Raw genomic sequence first — 19,091 nt, 5'->3', positions numbered from 1 at the left:
TTTCGATGAAACAGCACGGTACCGGTACCGTCCGCGAGCAGGCGGCCGCATGGTTTGCCCGCGTGCAGGATGCGCCTCGCGATGCCGTGCTGCAGGCGCAACTGCACGCCTGGCTGGAAGGCGATGCACGGCACCGTGAAGAGTACCAGCAGCTCGCCCGCCTGTGGCAGGCCGCCGACTTCATCCCCCGCCAGCGCCTGGAAGCGCTGTGCCAGCCAGCCCCGGTACGTCAGTTGCCACGTCGACGCTTTGTGCGCCAGGCCTTGGCCGCCAGTGTGGCCGCACTGGCGTTGGGGCTGGGCTGGGGTGGCTGGCACTACCAGCAACTGAATCACCAGGGCAGTTTGCAGACAGCCTTCAACGAACGCCGCCAGGTTGACCTGCCGGATGGTTCGCACCTTGAACTCAACGGCAGTACGCAAGTGCAGGTCGCCTTCAGCGCCGGCCAGCGGCATGTCCGGCTGATGGCGGGTGAAGTGATGTTCACTGTCGCCCATGACAGTGGCAGGCCGTTCGTGGTCGACACCGCCCAGGGGAGCGTGACTGTCACCGGTACCCGTTTCGATGTCCGGCTGGACCCGGCCAGCACGCGCGTGGCGGTGGAGCAGGGCTCGGTGCGTGTGCAAGGCAAGGGCGCCTCGCTGGCGCAGCTCACGGCTGGCCAGGGCTCGCATATCGATGCACAAGGCCAGGTGGCCGCACCCTATGCGGTGAATACCGATGCCCTGACGGCCTGGCGCCAAGGCCGGCTGGTGTTCGACAACGCCACCCTGGCCGAGGTGGTGGCAGAAGCTTCGCGTTACCGCAGCCAGCCGCTGCGGGTCGCCCCCGGCAAAGTCGCCCAACTGCGGCTGTCCAGCACCTTCAGCACCGACGACACCGACGCGCTGCTGCGCGCCTTGCCGAGCATCCTGCCGGTGGCCATCAAGGCCCATGAAGATGGCTCGCGCGAAATAATCGCGAAATAGATTCAGGTTTTTTTCCGCTCGTTCGTCTTCCCCGCCAGCTGCAACTGCCAAGCATTTCCATTTGCATGCGGTTGGCGTTTATTCCGTATTCCAGGAAGTTTCGACGACGTGAACAACAACAAGCCCTTTCCACGCTTCCGCGCTCTGGCGCTGGCCCTGGCGGTCAGTGCCGTGGCCGTCAACGGCCAGGCCGCAGAGGCCGGCAGCACCATCCAGATCCAGGCCCAACCCCTGGCTTCGGCGCTGAACCAGCTGGGCCAGCAGACCAACCTGCAGCTGTTCTTCAGCCCCGAACTGGTGGCCGGCAAGCAAGCCCCGGCGGTGTCCGGTCAGCTGGCGCCCGAGCAGGCGCTGCAGCAGCTGCTGCAAGGCAGCGGCCTGACCTACGAGATGTCCCAGGGCACCGTGGTGGTCAAGCCGGCGCAGGCCGATGGCACCCTCACCACTGGCAGCCTGGAACTGGCGCCCACCGACATCAAGGTGGTGGGTGACTGGCTGGGCGATGCCCAGCAGAGCGTGGTGCAGAACCACCCCGGCGCGCGCACGGTGGTGCGCCGCGAGGCGATGGTGGAGAAGGGCGCAATGAACGTGCGCGATGTGCTGCGCGGCATCCCGGGCGTGCAGGTGCAGGACTCCAACGGCACTGGCGGCAGCGACCTGTCGCTGAACGTGGGCGTTCGCGGCCTGACTTCACGCCTGTCGCCACGCTCCACGGTACTGATCGACGGTATCCCGGCCGCTTTCGCGCCCTATGGGCAGCCGCAGTTGTCGATGGCGCCGATTTCCTCGGGCAACCTCGACAGCATCGACGTGGTACGTGGCGCCGGTTCCGTGCGTTATGGCCCGCAGAACGTCGGCGGGGTGATCAACTTCGTTACCCGGGCGATCCCGGAGAAGGCATCGGCGGAGCTGTCCACCACCCTGGAAACCTCCCGGCATGGTGGCTGGAAGCATACCGAATCGGCCTTCGTCGGCGGCACGGCGGACAACGGCATGGGTGTGGCGCTGCTGTACACCGGGGTGAATGGCAACGGCTACCGTGAAAGCAACAACGGCAACGATATCGATGACGTCATCCTCAAGACCCACTGGGCGCCGACTGACGTCGACGAGTTCTGGCTCAACTTCCACTATTACGATGGCCGTGCCGACATGCCCGGCGGCCTGACCCAGGCCCAGTACGACAGCAACCCGTACCAGTCGCTGCGCGACTACGACTACTTCGCCGGCCGGCGCAAGGATGTGTCGTTCAAGTGGCAGCGGCAGCTCGACGACGCCACCCAGTTCGAAGTGCTGACCTACTACACCGACAGCTTCCGCGGCAGCGCCATTGCCTCGCGCGACATGAAGACCCTGTCGTCGTACCCGCGCAACTACCACACCTTCGCCATCGAACCACGGCTGTCGCGGATCTTCTTCGCCGGCCCGACCACCCAGGAAGTCAGCGTGGGTTACCGCTACCTGAAGGAAGCGATGCGTGAGCAGTCGACCCGCCTGGCGCTGATCGACAATGTGCCGACGCCAACCCCGACCTCCGACGGCCATGTGTTCCAGGACCGCAGTGGCGGTACCGAGGCCAGCGCCTACTACATCGACGACAAGATCGACGTGGGTAACTGGACCATCACCCCGGGCATCCGCTTCGAGCACATCAACACCGACTGGCGCGACCGCCCGGTGCTCGGTGCCAACGGCCAGCCGGTGCCAGAGAAGAAACGCAGCATCACCAGCAACGAGCCGCTGCCGGCGCTGAGCGTGATGTACCACCTCTCCGATGCGTGGAAGTTGTTCGCCAACTACGAGACCTCGTTTGGCAGCCTGCAGTACTTCCAGCTGGGCCAGGGCGGTACTGGCAACAGCACGGCCAATGGCCTGGAACCGGAAAAGGCCAAGACCTACGAAATCGGTACCCGCTATGACAATGGCGCCTTTGCCGGTGAGCTGACGGCGTTCTACATCGACTTCGACGACGAACTGCAGTACATCAGCAACGACGTGGGTTGGACCAACCTCGGCGCGACCAAGCACCAGGGTATCGAGGCTTCGGTGCGCTATGACCTGGCGGGGCTTGACCCGCGCCTGGAAGGGCTGTCGGTGAGCGGTGGCTACACCTATACCCGCGCTACTTATGAAGGGGACATTCCTGGCTTCAAGGGCCGTGACCTGCCGTTCTATTCACGCCAGGTGGCCACTGCCGGGGTGCGCTACGCGGTCAACCACTGGACCTGGAACCTGGATGCCTACGCCCAATCCAAACAGCGTGCACCGGGTACGGGGATCAATGCCGATGGCAGCTTCAACGGCGACTACATCACCGAGCCGAGTGCGGACGGGCAGTTCGGCGACATTCCGGGTTACGTGACCTGGCATGCGCGTGGCGGCTATGAGTTCGGACCGGAAATGTCCAACCTGAAGTTGGCGGCGGGGGTGAAGAACCTGTTCGACAAGCAGTACTTCACCCGCTCCAGCGACAACAATGCCGGCATCTATGTGGGTGAGCCACGGACCTTCTATGTGCAGGCCAGTGTAGGGTTCTGACACCGCGTCGCCTGCTTCACGGGTGAACCCGCTCCCACAGGTATCGCGCAGGTCTTTAGCCTTGCGCCGACCCTGTGGGAGCGGGTTTACCCGCGAAGAGGCCGATTCAGGAAATCACCGCCTCGGCCGGCGAAACGATGCTGGTCTTGGCCCCCCGCGAACGCCCCGAACTCAGGTAAGCCGCAATCGACTCCTGGGTCACTTCACCCAGGAACACCTGCTCGGCATCCAGCACCGGCAGCCACGCCCGGTTGAATTCGTACATCCGCGACAACAGGATGCGCAAATGCTCATCATGCGCCGCGGTTGCATTGAACGGCCGCAGGAAGTCGCCACAGGTCCCTTGCTGGCGATGCATATCACGCCGGCGCACGTAGCCCAGTGCCTTGTTCTGCGCATCGGTCACCACCACGTAACGGCGGTCGTGCTCGTCCAGCAGCTCCAGCGCATCGCTCACCGGCGTCTGCGGGCTCACCGATGGCGCGTTGTCTGCCGCATCCTCGGCACGCACCAGCAGCAGGCGCTTGAGGGTGCTGTCCTGGCCGACGAAGTTGCTGACGAACTCATCCGCCGGATGCGCCAGCAGGGTGTCCGGGTGGTCCAGCTGCAACAGCTTGCCGGCACGGAAAATGGCGATCTTGTCGCCCAGCTTGATCGCTTCGTCGATGTCGTGGCTGACCATGATCACCGTCTTGTTCAGCGCCCGCTGCATCTCGAAGAACTCGTTCTGGATCATCTCGCGGTTGATCGGGTCGACCGCGCCGAACGGCTCGTCCATCAGCAGCACCGGCGCTTCCGCCGCCAAGGCGCGGATCACGCCGATACGCTGCTGCTGGCCACCGGACAGCTCGCGCGGGTAGCGTTGCAGGTACTGCTTGGGCTCCAGCTTTATCATGTGCATCAGCTCGCGGGCGCGTTCATGGCACTTCTGTTTGTCCCAGCCGAGCAGGCGCGGCACCACGGTGATGTTCTCCTCGATGGTCATGTTGGGGAACAGGCCGATCTGCTGGATCACGTAGCCGATGTGCCGGCGCAGGGTGACTTCGTCCAGCCCGGTGGTGTCTTCGCCATTGATGAACACCTGGCCGGAAGTGGGGGTGATCAGGCGGTTGATCATTTTCAGGGTAGTGCTCTTGCCGCAGCCCGAGGGGCCGAGGAACACGCAGATTTCCCCTTCGTTGACGGTGAGGCTTACCGCGTCGACGGCTTTGACGTCCTTGCCGTTGACGTTGAAGGTTTTGCTGAGGTTCTTCAGTTCGATCATGAGCGCAGTCCTTCTGGAGTCAGGGCACGTTGCAGGGTTTGCAGCAGCAGGTCGGCGATGATCGCCAGCAGGCTGACCAGCACGGCGCCGACCAGCAGCATCGACATGTCGCTGCGGCTGATGGAGGTAAGGATGAGTACGCCGAGGCCGCCGGCGCCGATGGTGGCGGCGATGGTCATGACGCCGATGTTCATCACCACGGCGGTGCGCACGCCGGCGAGAATCACCGGCACGGCGATGGGCAGTTCGACCATGCGCAGGCGCTGGCCGAAGGTCATGCCGATGCCGCGCGCGGCTTCACGGATGCCGGGCTCGACGTTGGTCAGGGCCAGGTAGGTGTTGCGCAGGATCGGCAGCAGTGAATAGAGGAACACCGCAGTGATCGCCGGCAGCGGCCCGAGGCCCTGGCCGAACCTGGAGTAGAACGGCAGCAGCAGGCCGAACAGGGCGATGGACGGGATGGTCAGCAGCACCGTGGCACTGGCCTGCAATGGGCCGGCGACGGCCGGGAAGCGGGTCATCAGGATGCCCAGCGGTACGCCGACGATGATCGCCAGGCCCACGGCGACGCCGACCAGCATGATGTGTTGCCAGGTCAGATGCAGCACCTGGGCCCAGTCCAGATGGTTGAAGGTATCGATCAGGTTCATGGCTGGCCCTCGCTGTTCAGTGGATGCTCACGCAGGAAAGCGGCAGCCACGGCGGTCGGGTTCTGGTGCTCGACATCGACCTTGGCGTTGAGCTGGCGCATGGTTGCGTCATCCAGTTGCTCGGCCAGTGGCTTGAGCAGGCCGGCCAGCTGCGGGTTGGCGTCGAGCACGGCTTTTCGCACCACCGGCGCGGCGGTGTAGTCGGGGAAGTAGTGCTTGTCGTCTTCCAGCAGCTTGAGGTTGAACGCGTTCAGGCGGCCATCGGTGGTGTACACCAGGCCGGCGAACACCTGGTTGTTGTGCATGGCGGTGTAGACCAGGCCGGCATCCATCTGGCGGATGTTGGCGCGGCCCACTTGCAAGTCGTACATCGCCTTCAGGCCGACCAGGCCGTCCGGACGGTTGGCGAACTCGGTGTCCAGCGCCACCAGGTGGTTGCGTCGGCTTTCGTCACGCAGCACCTGGTTGAGGTCGCTGATCGAGTTGATCTGTGGATAAGCCTCGGCGACCTGCTTGGGCAGGCCCAGCGCGTAGGTGTTGCTGAACTTCGACGGGGTCAGCCAGATCAAGCCTTTCTTCGCGTCCAGTGCCTTGACCTTGGCGTAGGTGGCCTCGGCACTGGGCATGCGCTCATCGATATGGTTGTACGACACCAGTGACACGCCGGTGTATTCCCACATCAGGTCGAGCTGGCCGGTTTCCTGGGCCTGGCGCGCGATGCTGCTGCCAAGGCCGCTGGTGACGCGCACGTCAAAACCGTTGGCGCGCAGGTATTGCGCGGTGATTTCGGCGAGCACGGTCTGTTCGGTGAACACCCGCGCGCCGATGCGGATCAGCGGTTTTTCCGCTGCCTGGGCAAATCCTGCGAACAGCAGGGCCGCGCCCAGCAGCAAGGCGATTTTCTTGTTCATACGTTCCCTCTTGTTATCCAGCCAGGCCACGTTCCAGCCAGCGCTTGCTGGAGAAACTCACCGCCGCGTCCAGCACTAGCGCCAGCAGCGCGGTGCAGGCGGCACCCAGCAGCAGCTGTGGCTGGTTGTTCAGGGCGATGCCGGGGAAGATCAGGCTGCCCAGGCTGTTGGCGCCGATCAGGAAGGCCAGCGGTGCGGTGCCCACGTTCAGCGCCAGGGCCACGCGCACGCCGCCGACGATGATCGGCACGGCGTTGGGCAACTCAACCTGCCAGAGTTGCTGGCGCGGGGTCATGCCGATGCCGGTGGCGGCTTCCTTGAGCGAGGCGGGGACGTTTTTCAGGCCCTCGTAGGTGTTGCGCACGATGGGCAGGAGGGAGGCGAGGAACAGGGCGAAGATTGCAGGCCCGGCGCCGATGCCCAGGATACTCAGGGCGATGGCCAGAACGGCCAGGGGAGGGATGGTGTTGCCAACGTTGAACAACTGCATGAAGCGCTCGGCTTTGTCGACCCGCTGCGGTCGACTTAACGCAATGCCGGCGGGGATGCCCACGGCCAGCGCCGCCGCCATCGAAGCCAGCACCAGGACCAGGTGCGCTTGCAGGTAGAACCCAAGATCGTCGCGATAACGCGTGATCGTGTCGATGCCGATCCAGTGGACCAGCAGGGCCAGGATGACGAGCACGGCGGCCCATCCCAACAGCCCTTTTCCGTAGCGTTTTGCCACAGGCGGACTCCTTGTGTAGTCGGCGAGCACACTTCTTGGTTGCCGGCCAGTCCTGGCGGCGGGTGGTGTGTTCGCGAGTAGCAGCATGACGCACGCCGAAGGCTGCGATCAGGCCATGAGCCGAACCCCGTCGGGCCCGAAAATGCTGATGAAAACAGCTCCCCAACCGAAGCGGGTTGCAGGGGAGTGGACGTCTCCGTGGGCGTAAAGGTTCCCATCTGGGGCGGCATTTGGCCAGTGCTAATCACTGGGTGTATCGAAATATGGCGAGAAAAAACAGCGTATTGATTCGCTACAAGCGTTGAAATAACTGACCTGTGGCCATTTATCGTGATAAAGCGATTGCCTGTGGAATCGGCTTTGCCTGAGCCGGCCCTTTCGCGGGTAAACCCGCTCCCACAGGGACTGCACCGCACCTGGACGCTGTGCAGTCCCTGTGGGAGCGGGTTTACCCGCGAAGAGGCCGGCACAGCACCACTCATTCCTCAGGTTTTGGTCCCGGCCCAACTTCAGGTATGATATCGCCCCTTTTAAATCCCCCAGTCAGGCGATTTCCCATGACCAACCAGGCCGCCGAAGTCGCGAAGCGCCGCACTTTCGCAATCATTTCCCACCCCGACGCCGGTAAGACCACCATCACCGAGAAGCTGCTGCTGATGGGCAAGGCCATTGCCGTCGCCGGTACCGTGAAGTCGCGCAAGTCCGACCGCCACGCCACCTCCGACTGGATGGAAATGGAGAAGCAGCGCGGCATCTCCATCACCACCTCGGTGATGCAGTTCCCGTACCGCGAGCACATGATCAACCTGCTCGACACCCCCGGTCACGAAGACTTCTCGGAAGACACCTACCGCACCCTGACCGCGGTGGACTCGGCGCTGATGGTGCTCGATGGCGGTAAAGGTGTAGAGCCACGCACCATCGCCCTGATGGACGTGTGCCGCCTGCGCGACACGCCGATCGTCAGCTTCATCAACAAACTCGACCGTGACATCCGCGACCCGATCGAACTGCTCGACGAGATCGAAGCGGTACTGAAGATCAAGGCGGCACCGATCACCTGGCCGATCGGTTGCTACCGCGACTTCAAGGGCGTGTACCACCTGACCGGTGACTACATCGTGGTGTACACCCCGGGCCACGGCCACGAGCGCACCGAAGCCAAGATCATTCAGAAGCTGGACTCGGACGAGGCCCGCGCTCATCTGGGCGACCAGTACGACTCGTTCGTCGAGCAGCTGGAGCTGGTGCAGGGGGCCTGCCACGAGTTCAACCAGGAAGAGTTCATCAACGGCCAGCTGACTCCGGTGTTCTTCGGTACTGCATTGGGCAACTTCGGTGTCGACCACGTGCTCGACGCAGTCGTCGACTGGGCGCCGCGCCCGCTGGGCCGTGTTGCCCACGAGCGTACCGTCGAGCCTGTGGAAGAGAAGTTCACCGGCTTCGTGTTCAAGATCCAGGCGAACATGGACCCGAAACACCGCGACCGCATCGCCTTCATGCGCATTTGCTCGGGCAAGTACGAGAAGGGCATGAAGATGCGCCACGTGCGGATCAACAAGGACCTGCGTATCGGCGATGCGCTGACCTTCTTCTCCTCCGAGCGTGAGCAACTGGAAGAGGCCTATGCCGGCGACATCATTGGCCTGCACAACCACGGCACCATCCAGATCGGCGACACCTTCACCGAAGGCGAGGCGCTGGGCTTCACGGGTATCCCGCACTTCGCCCCGGAACTGTTCCGCCGCGTACGCCTGAAGGACCCGCTGAAATCCAAGCAGCTGCGTCAGGGCCTGCAGCAGCTGGCCGAAGAGGGCGCGACCCAGGTGTTCTTCCCGGAGCGCAGCAACGACATCATCCTCGGTGCGGTCGGTGTGCTGCAGTTCGACGTGGTCGCCAGCCGCCTGAAGGAAGAGTACAAGGTCGAGTGCGCCTACGAGCCGATCACCGTCTGGTCGGCGCGCTGGATCGGCTGCGACGACAAGAAGAAGCTCGAGGAATTCCAGAACAAGGCCATGGAAAACCTGGCCATCGACGGTGGCGGGCACCTGACCTACCTGGCGCCGACCCGGGTCAACCTGTCGCTGATGGAAGAGCGCTGGCCGGACATCAAGTTCCGCGCTACCCGCGAGCACCACTGATTTTCGAGAGCCTGCCAACTGACCCTGTGGGAGCGGGTTCACCCGCGAATGCGTCGGTGAATTCAATATCGCATTCGCGGCGGTTCGGCGCTCCGATGAACCCGCTCCCACAGGGACCGTGCTAAGACCGAAATTAATTCCCGGCCTTGATACTGGTCCAGATCCGGGTTCTGATACGGTCGATCTTCGCCGGCATTGCCTCCAGCGCATACAGCTTGCCCATCACTTCCTCGCTCGGGTAAACCATCGTGTTGCCCTTCATCGCCGGTTCCACGAGCCCGTCCGCTTCGAGGTTGCCGTTGGCGTACTGCACATGGTTGCTGATGTTGGCCATCACCTGCGGCTGCAGCAGGTAGTTCATGTAGGCATACCCGGCCTTTTCATCCGGCGCATCGGCCGGCATGGCGACCATGTCGAACCACATCGGCGCGCCTTCCTTCGGGATCGAGTACCCCACGTTCACTCCGTTCTTCGCTTCTTCGGCGCGATTCTTCGCCTGCAGCACATCCCCCGAGAAACCCACCACCACGCAGATATCGCCATTGGCCAGGTCGCCGGTGTACTTCGATGAGTGGAAGTAGCTGATGTACGGCCGCACCTGCATCAACAGCGCCTTGGCCTTGTCGTAGTCCGCCGGGTTCTGGCTGTGGTGCGGCAGGCCCAGGTAGTGCAGGGCGATCGGCAACAGTTCGGGGCCGTTGTCCAGCACGGCGACGCCGCAGGTTTTCAGCTTGCTCATGTATTCGGGCTTGAAGATCAGGTCCCATGAGTCCAGTGGCGCGTTGTCCCCGAGCACCGCCTTGACCTTGTCGATGTTGTAGCCGATACCGGTGCTGCCCCACAGGTAGGGGAAGCCGTACTGGTTGCCCGGGTCGTTCACCTCCAGCGCCTTGAGCAGCACCGGGTTGAGGTTGTGCCAGTTGGGCAGTTGCGACTTGTCCAGGCGCTTGAGGGCCTTGCCCTGGATCTGCCGGGCCATGAAATGGTTGGACGGAAACACCACGTCGTAGCCGGAGTTGCCGGTCATCAGCTTGCCGTCGAGGGTTTCGTTGCTGTCGTAAACATCGTAGGTGGGCACGATACCGCTGGCTTGCTGGAAGTTCTTCAGTGTGTCGGGGGCGACGTAGCTGGACCAGTTGTAGATCTTCACCGTTTCGGCGGCGCCGGCCACGCTGGCGGCCAGCATCAGGGGGGCGAGAAGGAGCGTGCGCATGTCGGGGTTACCTTGCTTTGTCTGTTGTTGTCGAAGGCAGGCGATCAGCGGATCAGAAAATAAGGACGTAGGTCTTGCGCACGGTCTCCTGGATGTCCCAGGTGCCGGTGCTGTTGGCCGGTAGCATCAGTGCGTCTCCGGCTTCTATGAGCAGCGGCTTGCCACCGTCGGGGGTGAAGGTGCAGCGGCCCTTGATGAAATGGCAGAACTCCTGCTGCACGATCTGCCGCCGCCAGCGCCCGGGGGTGCACTCCCAGATGCCGGTTTCGACGCCGTCGCTGCGTTCCACGCAGGTGACCGAGGTCACCGCCACGGGCTCGCCGAGTGGTACCGCAACGGGGTTGGAGCTATCGAGCACGGCGCTGTCGCTGTTCTTGAACTGGGTGATGTTCATGACCGGTGAATCCTGTGTCGGGGAAAGGGAAGTCAGTGCATGAAACCTTCCATGAAGTCCGCAAGACTGCTGGCCAGGCGCCGCCTCCACGACGCGCAGGCGGGATTGGCGAGGGTCCGGTCCTCGTGGACGAAACTCTGGATGATTGCGTTGTAGCCCAGCCAGCGGCAGGGCTCGGGTGGCCAGCTGGCCAGGCTTGAAAGCGGGCGGTTGTCGAGCACCCAGGGTTGCGCGGTCAGTTCGTTGTGCTGGTTGAGGATCAGCGCCGCCAGGGTGCGCCCGCCCAGGTTGGTGGCGCCGACACCCTCGCCGCCGTAGCCGCCGGCCAGGGCGATGCCGCGCTGGCGGTCGCAGAGCATGTGCGGGTGGAAGCGCCGTGCCATGCCCAGGTTGCCGCCCCACGAATGGGTGATGCGCACGTGCTTCAGCTGCGGGAACAGTTCGCTGAACAGATAGCGGCGCAGCTCGATTTCCTGTTCAGTGAGGTTGAAGTTTTCGCGCAGGCGGCCACCGAAGCGGTAGCCGCCACGGGCGCCGAATACCAGGCGGTTGTCGGCGGTACGCTGGCCATAGGTGACCTGGCGGCTGCTTTCGCTGAACGCCTGGCCCTGGTTCAGGCCGATCTGTTCCCAGGTGGCCTCCGGCAATGGCTCGGTGGCCACCAACAGGCTCTGTACCGGCAGCTGATGTTTGCCCAGTGGCGGCAGGCTGGCGGCGTAGCCCTCCACGGCGGGTACCATCCATTGGCAGCGAATGCGCGCCAACGGGGTACGCACCTCACCGGGCTGCCAGTCGATGGCCGGGGTGTTTTCGTAGATGGGTACGCCCAGCGCTTCTACCGCTCGGGCCAGGCCACGCGCCAGCTTGGCGGGTTGGATAGTTGCGGTGTGCGGGCTGTAGATGGCCCCATAGGCATTACTGACCCGCAACTGGGCGTCCAGCTGTTCGGGGCGCAGCCAGCGGTAGTCGTCCTCGGTCATGCCCTGACGATAAAGGTCGTCGAGGTAGGCGCGCAGGCTACGCTCCTGTTCCGGGTAGCGTGCGGCGCAGTACAGCACGCCGCCTTTGCGGTAATCGCAGTCAATGCCCTCGCGTTGCAGCACGCGGTGTACTTCATCAGGAATGCCATGCAGCAGGTCGATGCTGGTGCGCCGCTGTTGCGGCGACAGGGTCGCGAGCAGGCGGTTTTCGCCGAGCAGGTTGCCCATCAGCCAGCCGCCGTTGCGCCCCGAGGCGCCAAAGCCGGCGATGTTGGCGTCGATCACGGCGATGTTCAGCTGTGGCGCCTGACGCTTGAGGTAGTAGGCGGTCCACAGGCCGGTGTAGCCAGCGCCGATGATGCACACATCCGCTTCCAGGTCGTCGCGCAGGGCCGGGCGGGCGCACAGCGGCTCGTCAAGCTGGTCCATCCACAGGCTGAGCGTGCGCAGGGGTTGCATCGGGTTCGGCTCCACATCCGTCAAGGTCTGTGGCGATCGTAGTGGTGTCGGCGGGCGGCTGTCCTACGTGCGTGCACGCAGGGAAATTTGCTTCAGGTAGGCCTTGGGCGTAAGCCCGGTGTGTTCGCGGAAACACTTGTAGAACGCCGACAGCGAGTTGAAACCGGCATTGAACGCCAGCTCGTCGATCGTCGCCTCGACGCTGTCGTCATCGAGGCTGGCCATCAGGTGCTGCAGGCGGGCCTGGTTGACGTAGCGGTAGAAGCTTTGCCCGAGCACCTGGTTGAGCAGGTAGGAGATCTGGTTGCGGCTGTAGCCGCTGGCGTCGGCCACCTGCTGCAGGTCCAGCTCCGGGTCCAGGTAGGGGCGCTGGCGCTGGAAGTAGTGCTCCAGGTCCTGAGCCATGGTCGACAGTTGTCGGGGGGACAGGCCAAGGCGGCTGGTGGCTGGGCGCGGGCCGCTGCTGGTGTGGCCGCTGCCGTTCTGGCGGACCAGCGTGGCGTACTCGTTGACTTGCCAGATCAGGCCGTCCTTGACGGTGATCGCCTCGCTGGACTGGAACGCTACCAGGCCATCGCCGCCCTGGACCGTGACCTGGTACTGGATGAACGCGGTGCAGCCGTCGACGCGGATACGGTCGCTGTGCACGATGTCTTCGCCGGCTTCATGGGGCAGGCAGGCGCGCACGTAGTCACGCAGTTCCTGGTAGCCGAGCACGCGGTTCTGGAAGAAGTCGTGGTACTGGATGTCGGGGTGGTAGAGCGCAATGACGCCGTCGAGGTCGCGGTGCTTCCAGCACAGGTGGTAGCGCAGCACGGTGTCGGCGGTGAGCGGGGTCTGCTCGGGGCCGTCGGGGAGGGTAGTGGCGGTCATGAGCCTGATAGTGCATTGCAGAACACCCAGCTGCAAGGGTGCGGATCCGGCATATTGCACGGTTTCGCCAAGCGGCTTGGGGAGTAAGCCGTTGATTCGGTTGAGTGTGATTTTTTGACAGGGATGGCATGGCGAGTGCACCGGTCTGTTCAACATCGAACAAGGAGAAAGACCATGCGCTCGATACTGCTCTGGATGATTGGGGTGCCGATTCCGGTGATTATCCTGATCTGGTTCTTCATGCATTGAGATCCCCGGGGCCGCTTTGCGGCCCTTCGCGGGTAAACCCGCTCCCACAGGGAGCGCACAGATTTCGAATGCTGTGAAACACCTGTGGTAGCGGGTTTACCCGCGAAGAAGGTCATACCGATCTAGAGGAACTGCTCCGCATAGTGGCAGGCCACCTGCCGCGTACTCACCTGCCGCAACGCCGGCACCTCCTTGGCACACCGCTCGGTCGCATACGGGCAGCGCTTGTGAAACGCACAGCCATCCGGCGGGTTCAGCGGGTTGGGCAACTCCCCGGCAATACGAATCTTCGGCTTCAACGGGTCCGGGTGAATCGCCGGCGTCGCCGACAGCAACGCCTGGGTATACGGGTGCAACGGCCTTTCGTAGATATCCTCTTTCGGCCCCATCTCCGCCGGCCGCCCCAGGTACATCACCAGCACCTGATCGGCCACATGCCGTACCACCGCCAGGTTGTGCGAGATGAACACATAGGCGGTGTTGAACTCCTTCTGCAAATCCATGAACAGGTTCAGCACCTGGGCCTGGATCGACACATCCAGCGCCGAGGTCGGCTCGTCCGCTACCAGCACCTTGGGCTGTAGCATCATCGCCCGCGCCAGGGCGATACGCTGGCGCTGGCCGCCGGAGAACATGTGCGGGTAGCGCTGGTAATGCTCGGGGCGCAGGCCGACCTGTTCCATCATCTTCTGCACCTTTTCTCGCCGCTCGGCCTTGCTCAGCGAGGTGTTGATCAGCAGCGGCTCGGCCAGCTGGTCACCAATCTTCTGCCGAGGGTTGAGCGAGGCGTAGGGGCTCTGGAACACCATCTGCACGTCGCGGCGCAGTTGTTTGCGTTCGCTCTTGCTGGCGCCTTTCACTTCGGTGCCGGCAATTTGCAGCGAGCCGGACGACGGCTCTTCGATCAGAGTCAGGGCGCGGGCCAGGGTCGACTTGCCGCAGCCGGACTCGCCGACCACGGCCAGGGTCTTGCCGGCCTCCAGTTCGAACGACACGCCATTCAGCGCGCGGACCAGGGCGTGGCCCTTGAACAGCCCGCGAGAGACTTCGTAATGCCGGGTCAGCTCCCGGGCGGATAGAACGACGGCCATCACGCCACCTCCTGGTTCAGCGGGTAGAAGCAACGCACCAGGCCATGGGCCTGGGGATCGAGGGGCGGGCGCTGGCGCCGGCAGTTGTCCTGCACGTACGGACAGCGCGGTGACAGCAGGCAGCCCTCGGGGCGGTCGTAGCGGCCGGGGACGATACCGGGCAGGGTGGCCAGGCGCTCGGCGCCGATGCTGTGCTCGGGAATCGCCGCCAGCAGTGCTTCGCTGTAGGGGTGGGCAGGCACGTCGAACAGCTCCGGCACCTGGCCCACTTCCACGGCCTGGCCGGCGTACATCACGCATACGCGCCTGGCCGTTTCGGCGACCACGGCGAGGTCGTGGGTGATCAGGATGAGCGCCATGTTGCGCTCTTTCTGCAGGTTGACCAGCAGCTCCATGATCTGCGCCTGGATGGTCACGTCCAGTGCAGTGGTGGGTTCGTCGGCGATCAGCAGCTTGGGTTCGCCGGCAATCGCCATGGCAATCGCCACGCGCTGGCTCATGCCGCCGGACAGTTGGTGCGGGTAGGCGTCCAGGCGGCTTTCGGCCGCCGGGATCTCGACCTTTTTCAGCAGCTCCAGGGCACGCTGGCGCGCGGCCTTGCCCTTCAGGCCCAGGTGCTGGCGCAGCACTTCCTCGATCTGGTAACCCACGGTGTAGCTGGGGTTGAGCGCGGTCATCGGGTCCTGGAAGACCATGGCGATGTCCTTGCCCACCACCTTGCGTCGCTGGCGACCGCTGAGCTTGAGCATGTCGGTGCCGTCGAAGGTGAGCGCGTCGGCAGTGATGCGCCCCGGGGCATCGATCAGGCCCATCAGGGCCATCATGGTCACGGACTTGCCCGAGCCGGATTCGCCGACGATGGCCAGGATCTCGCCGGCCTCCACCGTCAGGTCCAGGCCATCGACCACCGGTACCGCAGTGGCGTCGCCGAAGCGCACGTTCAGGTTGTTGATCTGCAACAGTGACATGGCGTTCTCCTCAGGCGGCGTTCTTGAGTTTCGGGTCCAGCGCATCGCGCAGGCCGTCGCCCATCAGGTTGATTGCCAGCACACTGAGCAGAATGGTCAGGCCGGGCAGGCTCACCACCCACCAGGCGCGCTCGATGTAGTCACGGGCCGAAGCCAGCATGGTGCCCCACTCCGGGGTCGGCGGCTGCACGCCAAGGCCGAGGAAGCCCAGGGCGGCAGCGTCGAGGATGGCCGAGGAGAAGCTGAGGGTGGCCTGCACGATCAGCGGTGCCATGCAGTTGGGCAGCACGGTGACGAACATCAGCCGTGGCAGCCCGGCACCGGCCAGGCGTGCGGCGGTGACGTAATCGCGGTTCAGCTCGCCCATCACGGCGGCGCGGGTCAGGCGCACATAGGATGGCAACGATACGATGGCGATGGCGATCACGGTGTTGATCAGGCCTGGGCCGAGGATGGCGACGATGGCCACCGCCAGCAGCAGCGAGGGCAGCGCCAGCATCACGTCCATCAGGCGCATGATCGACGGGCCGAGCAGTTGCGGGAAGAAACCGGCCAGCAGGCCGAGCAGGATGCCCGGGATCAACGACATCACTACCGACGACAGGCCGATCAGCAGCGACAGCCGTGCGCCCTGGATCAGCCGCGAAAGCAGGTCGCGGCCCAGCTCGTCGGTGCCGAGGATGAACTGCCAGCTGCCGCCTTCGAGCCACACCGGCGGGGTCAGCAGGAAGTCGCGGTACTGCTCGCTCGGGTCGTGCGGGGCGACCCACGGCGCGAACAGCGCGCAGAACACCACCAGGCACATGAAGGCCAGGCCCATCACCGCGCCTTTGTTGCGCGCGAAGGCTTGCCAGAATTCTTTGTACGGCGAGGGGTAGAGCAGGCTCTGGTCCACCGGGCTGGCCGGCGTGACGGATTTCGGAATCGGGCTAGTCATGGCGAGGGCCTCAGCGCTGATGACGGATGCGTGGGTTGGCCAGGCCGTAGAGGATATCCACCACGAAGTTGACCAGGATCACCAGGCAGGCGATCAACAGGATGCCGTTCTGGACCACGGGGTAGTCACGGGCACCGATGGCTTCGATCAGCCACTTGCCGATGCCCGGCCAGGAAAAGATGGTTTCGGTCAGCACTGCACCGGCCAGCAACGTGCCGACCTGCAGGCCGAATACGGTCAGTACCGGGATCAGCGCGTTGCGCAGGCCGTGCACGAACACCACGCGGGCCGGTGACAGGCCTTTGGCGCGGGCGGTGCGGATGTAGTCCTCGCGCAACACTTCGAGCATCGACGAGCGGGTCATGCGGGCAATCACCGCCAGAGGGATGGTGCCGAGCACGATGGCCGGCAGGATCAGGTGCATCACCGCGTCCTTGAACGCGCCTTCCTCGTCGCTGAGCAGGGTGTCGATGAGCATGAAGCCGGTCTTCGGCTCGATGTCGTAGAGCAGGTCGATGCGCCCGGATACCGGGGTCCAGCCCAGGCTTACCGAGAAGAACATGATCAGGATCAGGCCCCACCAGAAGATCGGCATCGAGTAACCCGCCAGGGAAATGCCCATCACCCCGTGGTCGAACAGCGAACCGCGTTTGAGCGCCGCGATCACCCCGGCCAGCAGGCCGACGATGCCGGCGAACAGCAGGGCGGCGAAGGCCAGTTCGAGGGTGGCCGGGAACAGGGTGAGGAACTCGCTCCACACGCTCTCGCGGGTGCGCAGCGATTCACCGAGGTCACCCTGGGCCAGCTTGCCGACGTAGTCCAGGTACTGGACCGGCAGCGGCTTGTTCAGGCCCAGGCGCTCCATGGCCTGGGCATGCATTTCGGGGTCGACCCTGCGCTCGCCCATCATCACTTCCACCGGGTCGCCGGGGATCAGGCGTATGAGCGCGAAGGTCAGCAAGGTGATACCGAAAAAGGTCGGTATCAGCAGGCCAAGGCGCCGGGCAATAAAGCTCAACATTGTCGGGGTTACCTCATCAGGCCGTGGGGCGATCAGCCCGCTACGGTGGTGCCGCCGGTTCCCGTGTGGGTTGCCGGCGGTCGTTGTTGTTCTACTTCACCTTGGTGGTGGCGAAGTTGTTGTTGGTCAGAGGGTTGATCACGTAGCCCTCCACGTTGTCACGCATGGCGGTGAACATCTTTGGATGGGCCATGCTGATCCAGGGTTGGTCGTCATCGTACACTTTCAATGCCTCGTTATAGAGCCTTGCACGCTCGTCGTTGTCGATGACTTCGCGGGCGCGGCTGATCAACTCCTGGAACTTAGGGTTGCACCAGCGCGCATAGTTCTCGCCGCTTTTGGCGGCATCGCAACTGAGCAGCGGGCTGAGGAAGTTGTCCGGGTCGCCGTTGTCGCCGGCCCAGCCGGTGGACACCAGGTCGGCCTCGCCTTTCTTGGCCCGGCGCAGCATTTCGGCCCACTCCATCACGCGGATGTCCAGCTTCAGGCCGATCTGTTTGAGGTCGGCCTGCAGCATCTCGGCAGACAAACGCGGGTTGGGGTTGGTCGGGCCGCCGCCGTTGCGCGTGAACAGGGTGATTACCGTACCTTCGGGCACGCCCGCCTGCGTGAGCAGATCGCGCGCCTTGGCCAGGTCGCGGGGCGGGTTTCTGTTCTCGTTGTTGTAGCCGATCATGGTCGGCGGGTACGGATTCACGCCGACCAGTGCATTGCCTTTGCCGAACAATTGGTCGACATGGGTCTGGCGGTCGAAGGCCATGTTGATGGCTTTGCGCACGCGAACGTCGCTCAGGTATTTGTGTTCGGTGTTCATCGAGATGTAACCGGTGACCAAGGCCTCGATCTCCTCGACCTTGAGTTTCGGGTCCTGCTTGATCGACGGTACATCATCGGGCTTGGGATAGAGTGCCACCTGGCATTCGTTGGCGCGCAGTTTCTGCAGGCGCACGTTGCTGTCGGTAGCGATAGCGAAGACCAGCGCATCGGCAGGCGGCTTGCCGCGGAAATAGTCCGGGTTAGGCTTGAAGCGAACCTGGGCATCCTTGTTGTAACGCTGGAAGATGAACGGGCCGGTGCCGATTGGCTTGCTGTTCAACTCGGCAGCCTTGCCGGCCTTGAGCAGCTGGTCGCCGTACTCGGCGGAGTAGATCGAGGTGAAGCCCATGGCCATGTCGCGCAGGAATGGCGCTTCCGGTCGGTTAAGGGTAATCACCACGGTGTGCTCGTCGGCTTTGCTGACCGACTTGAGCAGGTCCTTGAAGCCCATGCTCTCGAAGTACGGGTACCCGACGCTGGTCTTGTCATGCCATGGATGGTTCGGATCGAGCTGGCGATTGAGGCTCCACAGGACGTCATCGGCGTTGAAGTCGCGGGTGGGCTTGAAGTAGTCGGTAGTGTGGAACTTCACGCCCTGGCGCAGGTGGAAGGTGTAGGTCAGGCCGTCTGCTGAAATGTCCCAGCGCTCGGCCAAGGCCGGCTGGACTTCGGTGGTACCGGGCTTGAAGTCGACCAGGCGGTTGAATACCGTCTCGGCCGAGGCATCGGCGGTAACCGCAGTGGTGTACTGGACGATGTCGAACCCTTCCGGGCTGGCTTCGGTGCACACCACCAGCGGTTTGGCCGCCAGTTGCGTGGCGCTGCCCAGGACCAGCGCTGCCAGGGCTAGGCGCAGCGGCAGCGATTTCATGAAAGCTTTCTGCATGGGTT

Annotated in this window: 16 protein-coding genes; 3 read left to right on the top strand and 13 right to left on the bottom strand. The window is 63.8% G+C overall.

Annotation, left to right across the window (positions count from 1 at the left end; translation table 11 throughout):
* Positions 1-5: 5 nt before the first annotated feature.
* Together J5M71_RS18490 and J5M71_RS18485 are read left to right on the top strand one after the other, a co-directional pair.
* On the top strand, positions 6-968 hold the full coding sequence (locus tag J5M71_RS18490; protein ID WP_144170654.1) for a FecR family protein: 963 nt from the start codon (positions 6-8) through the stop codon (positions 966-968).
* Positions 969-1,076: 108 nt separating this feature from the next.
* On the top strand, positions 1,077-3,506 hold the full coding sequence (locus J5M71_RS18485; protein WP_144170655.1) for a TonB-dependent siderophore receptor: 2,430 nt from the start codon (positions 1,077-1,079) through the stop codon (positions 3,504-3,506).
* Between the two features lie 106 nt (positions 3,507-3,612).
* On the opposite strand, the gene J5M71_RS18480 is transcribed toward J5M71_RS18485, so the two are convergent.
* Genes J5M71_RS18480 through J5M71_RS18465 form a run of 4 tightly spaced genes read right to left on the bottom strand, consistent with a single transcriptional unit; the run spans position 3,613 to position 7,058 of the window.
* Entirely contained in the window at positions 3,613-4,770 is a 1,158-nt protein-coding gene (locus J5M71_RS18480) for an ABC transporter ATP-binding protein (RefSeq protein WP_144170656.1), read from the bottom strand.
* Positions 4,767-5,420 (bottom strand): ABC transporter permease, encoded by a 654-nt coding sequence (locus J5M71_RS18475; RefSeq protein ID WP_063911331.1) that lies wholly within the window; start codon positions 5,418-5,420, stop codon positions 4,767-4,769. The genes J5M71_RS18480 and J5M71_RS18475 overlap by 4 nt, the downstream gene beginning before the upstream one ends.
* On the bottom strand, positions 5,417-6,331 hold the full coding sequence (locus J5M71_RS18470) for a glycine betaine ABC transporter substrate-binding protein (RefSeq protein WP_144170657.1): 915 nt from the start codon (positions 6,329-6,331) through the stop codon (positions 5,417-5,419). The genes J5M71_RS18475 and J5M71_RS18470 overlap by 4 nt, the downstream gene beginning before the upstream one ends.
* 13 nt (positions 6,332-6,344) lie before the next feature.
* Entirely contained in the window at positions 6,345-7,058 is a 714-nt protein-coding gene (locus J5M71_RS18465) for an ABC transporter permease (protein ID WP_063911333.1), read from the bottom strand.
* Between the two features lie 557 nt (positions 7,059-7,615).
* On the opposite strand from J5M71_RS18465, the gene J5M71_RS18460 reads away from it, so the two are divergent.
* Positions 7,616-9,199, top strand: a complete 1,584-nt coding sequence (locus J5M71_RS18460; RefSeq protein WP_003257876.1) for a peptide chain release factor 3 — start codon at positions 7,616-7,618, stop codon at positions 9,197-9,199.
* A 133-nt stretch (positions 9,200-9,332) separates the two neighbouring features.
* On the opposite strand, the gene J5M71_RS18455 is transcribed toward J5M71_RS18460, so the two are convergent.
* From J5M71_RS18455 to J5M71_RS18415, 9 genes are all read right to left on the bottom strand, one after another.
* Positions 9,333-10,412, bottom strand: coding sequence for a polyamine ABC transporter substrate-binding protein (locus tag J5M71_RS18455; RefSeq protein ID WP_144170659.1), 1,080 nt, complete (start codon positions 10,410-10,412; stop codon positions 9,333-9,335).
* Between the two features lie 52 nt (positions 10,413-10,464).
* Positions 10,465-10,806 (bottom strand): cupin domain-containing protein, encoded by a 342-nt coding sequence (locus J5M71_RS18450; RefSeq protein WP_063911335.1) that lies wholly within the window; start codon positions 10,804-10,806, stop codon positions 10,465-10,467.
* Between the two features lie 32 nt (positions 10,807-10,838).
* Entirely contained in the window at positions 10,839-12,245 is a 1,407-nt protein-coding gene (locus tag J5M71_RS18445) for an FAD-binding oxidoreductase (RefSeq protein ID WP_207834748.1), read from the bottom strand.
* 63 nt (positions 12,246-12,308) lie between these two features.
* Positions 12,309-13,118 carry a nuclear transport factor 2 family protein gene (locus J5M71_RS18440; protein ID WP_144170661.1) on the bottom strand — a complete coding sequence of 270 codons (810 nt, stop codon included), beginning with the start codon at positions 13,116-13,118 and terminating at the stop codon, positions 12,309-12,311.
* A gap of 371 nt (positions 13,119-13,489) precedes the next feature.
* The gene (locus J5M71_RS18435; RefSeq protein ID WP_024086321.1) at positions 13,490-14,458 is read right to left on the bottom strand and encodes a peptide ABC transporter ATP-binding protein; all 969 of its coding nucleotides are present in this window, start codon (positions 14,456-14,458) and stop codon (positions 13,490-13,492) included.
* Positions 14,458-15,426, bottom strand: coding sequence for an ABC transporter ATP-binding protein (locus J5M71_RS18430; RefSeq protein WP_207834740.1), 969 nt, complete (start codon positions 15,424-15,426; stop codon positions 14,458-14,460). Before J5M71_RS18430 ends, J5M71_RS18435 begins: the two co-directional genes overlap by 1 nt.
* A 10-nt stretch (positions 15,427-15,436) precedes the next feature.
* The gene (locus tag J5M71_RS18425) at positions 15,437-16,363 is read right to left on the bottom strand and encodes an ABC transporter permease subunit (RefSeq protein WP_063911340.1); all 927 of its coding nucleotides are present in this window, start codon (positions 16,361-16,363) and stop codon (positions 15,437-15,439) included.
* Between the two features lie 10 nt (positions 16,364-16,373).
* Complete coding sequence (locus tag J5M71_RS18420; protein ID WP_012316108.1) at positions 16,374-17,384, bottom strand: ABC transporter permease subunit; 1,011 nt, start codon at positions 17,382-17,384, stop codon at positions 16,374-16,376.
* Between the two features lie 91 nt (positions 17,385-17,475).
* A complete protein-coding gene (locus J5M71_RS18415; protein WP_207834738.1) occupies positions 17,476-19,086 on the bottom strand; it encodes an ABC transporter substrate-binding protein in 1,611 nt (536 codons plus the stop codon).
* Positions 19,087-19,091 lie beyond the last annotated feature (5 nt).

Source organism: Pseudomonas sp. 43(2021) (genome assembly GCF_017490805.1).
Taxonomy (GTDB): domain Bacteria; phylum Pseudomonadota; class Gammaproteobacteria; order Pseudomonadales; family Pseudomonadaceae; genus Aquipseudomonas.
This window is presented reverse-complemented; position numbering and strand designations above follow the sequence as displayed.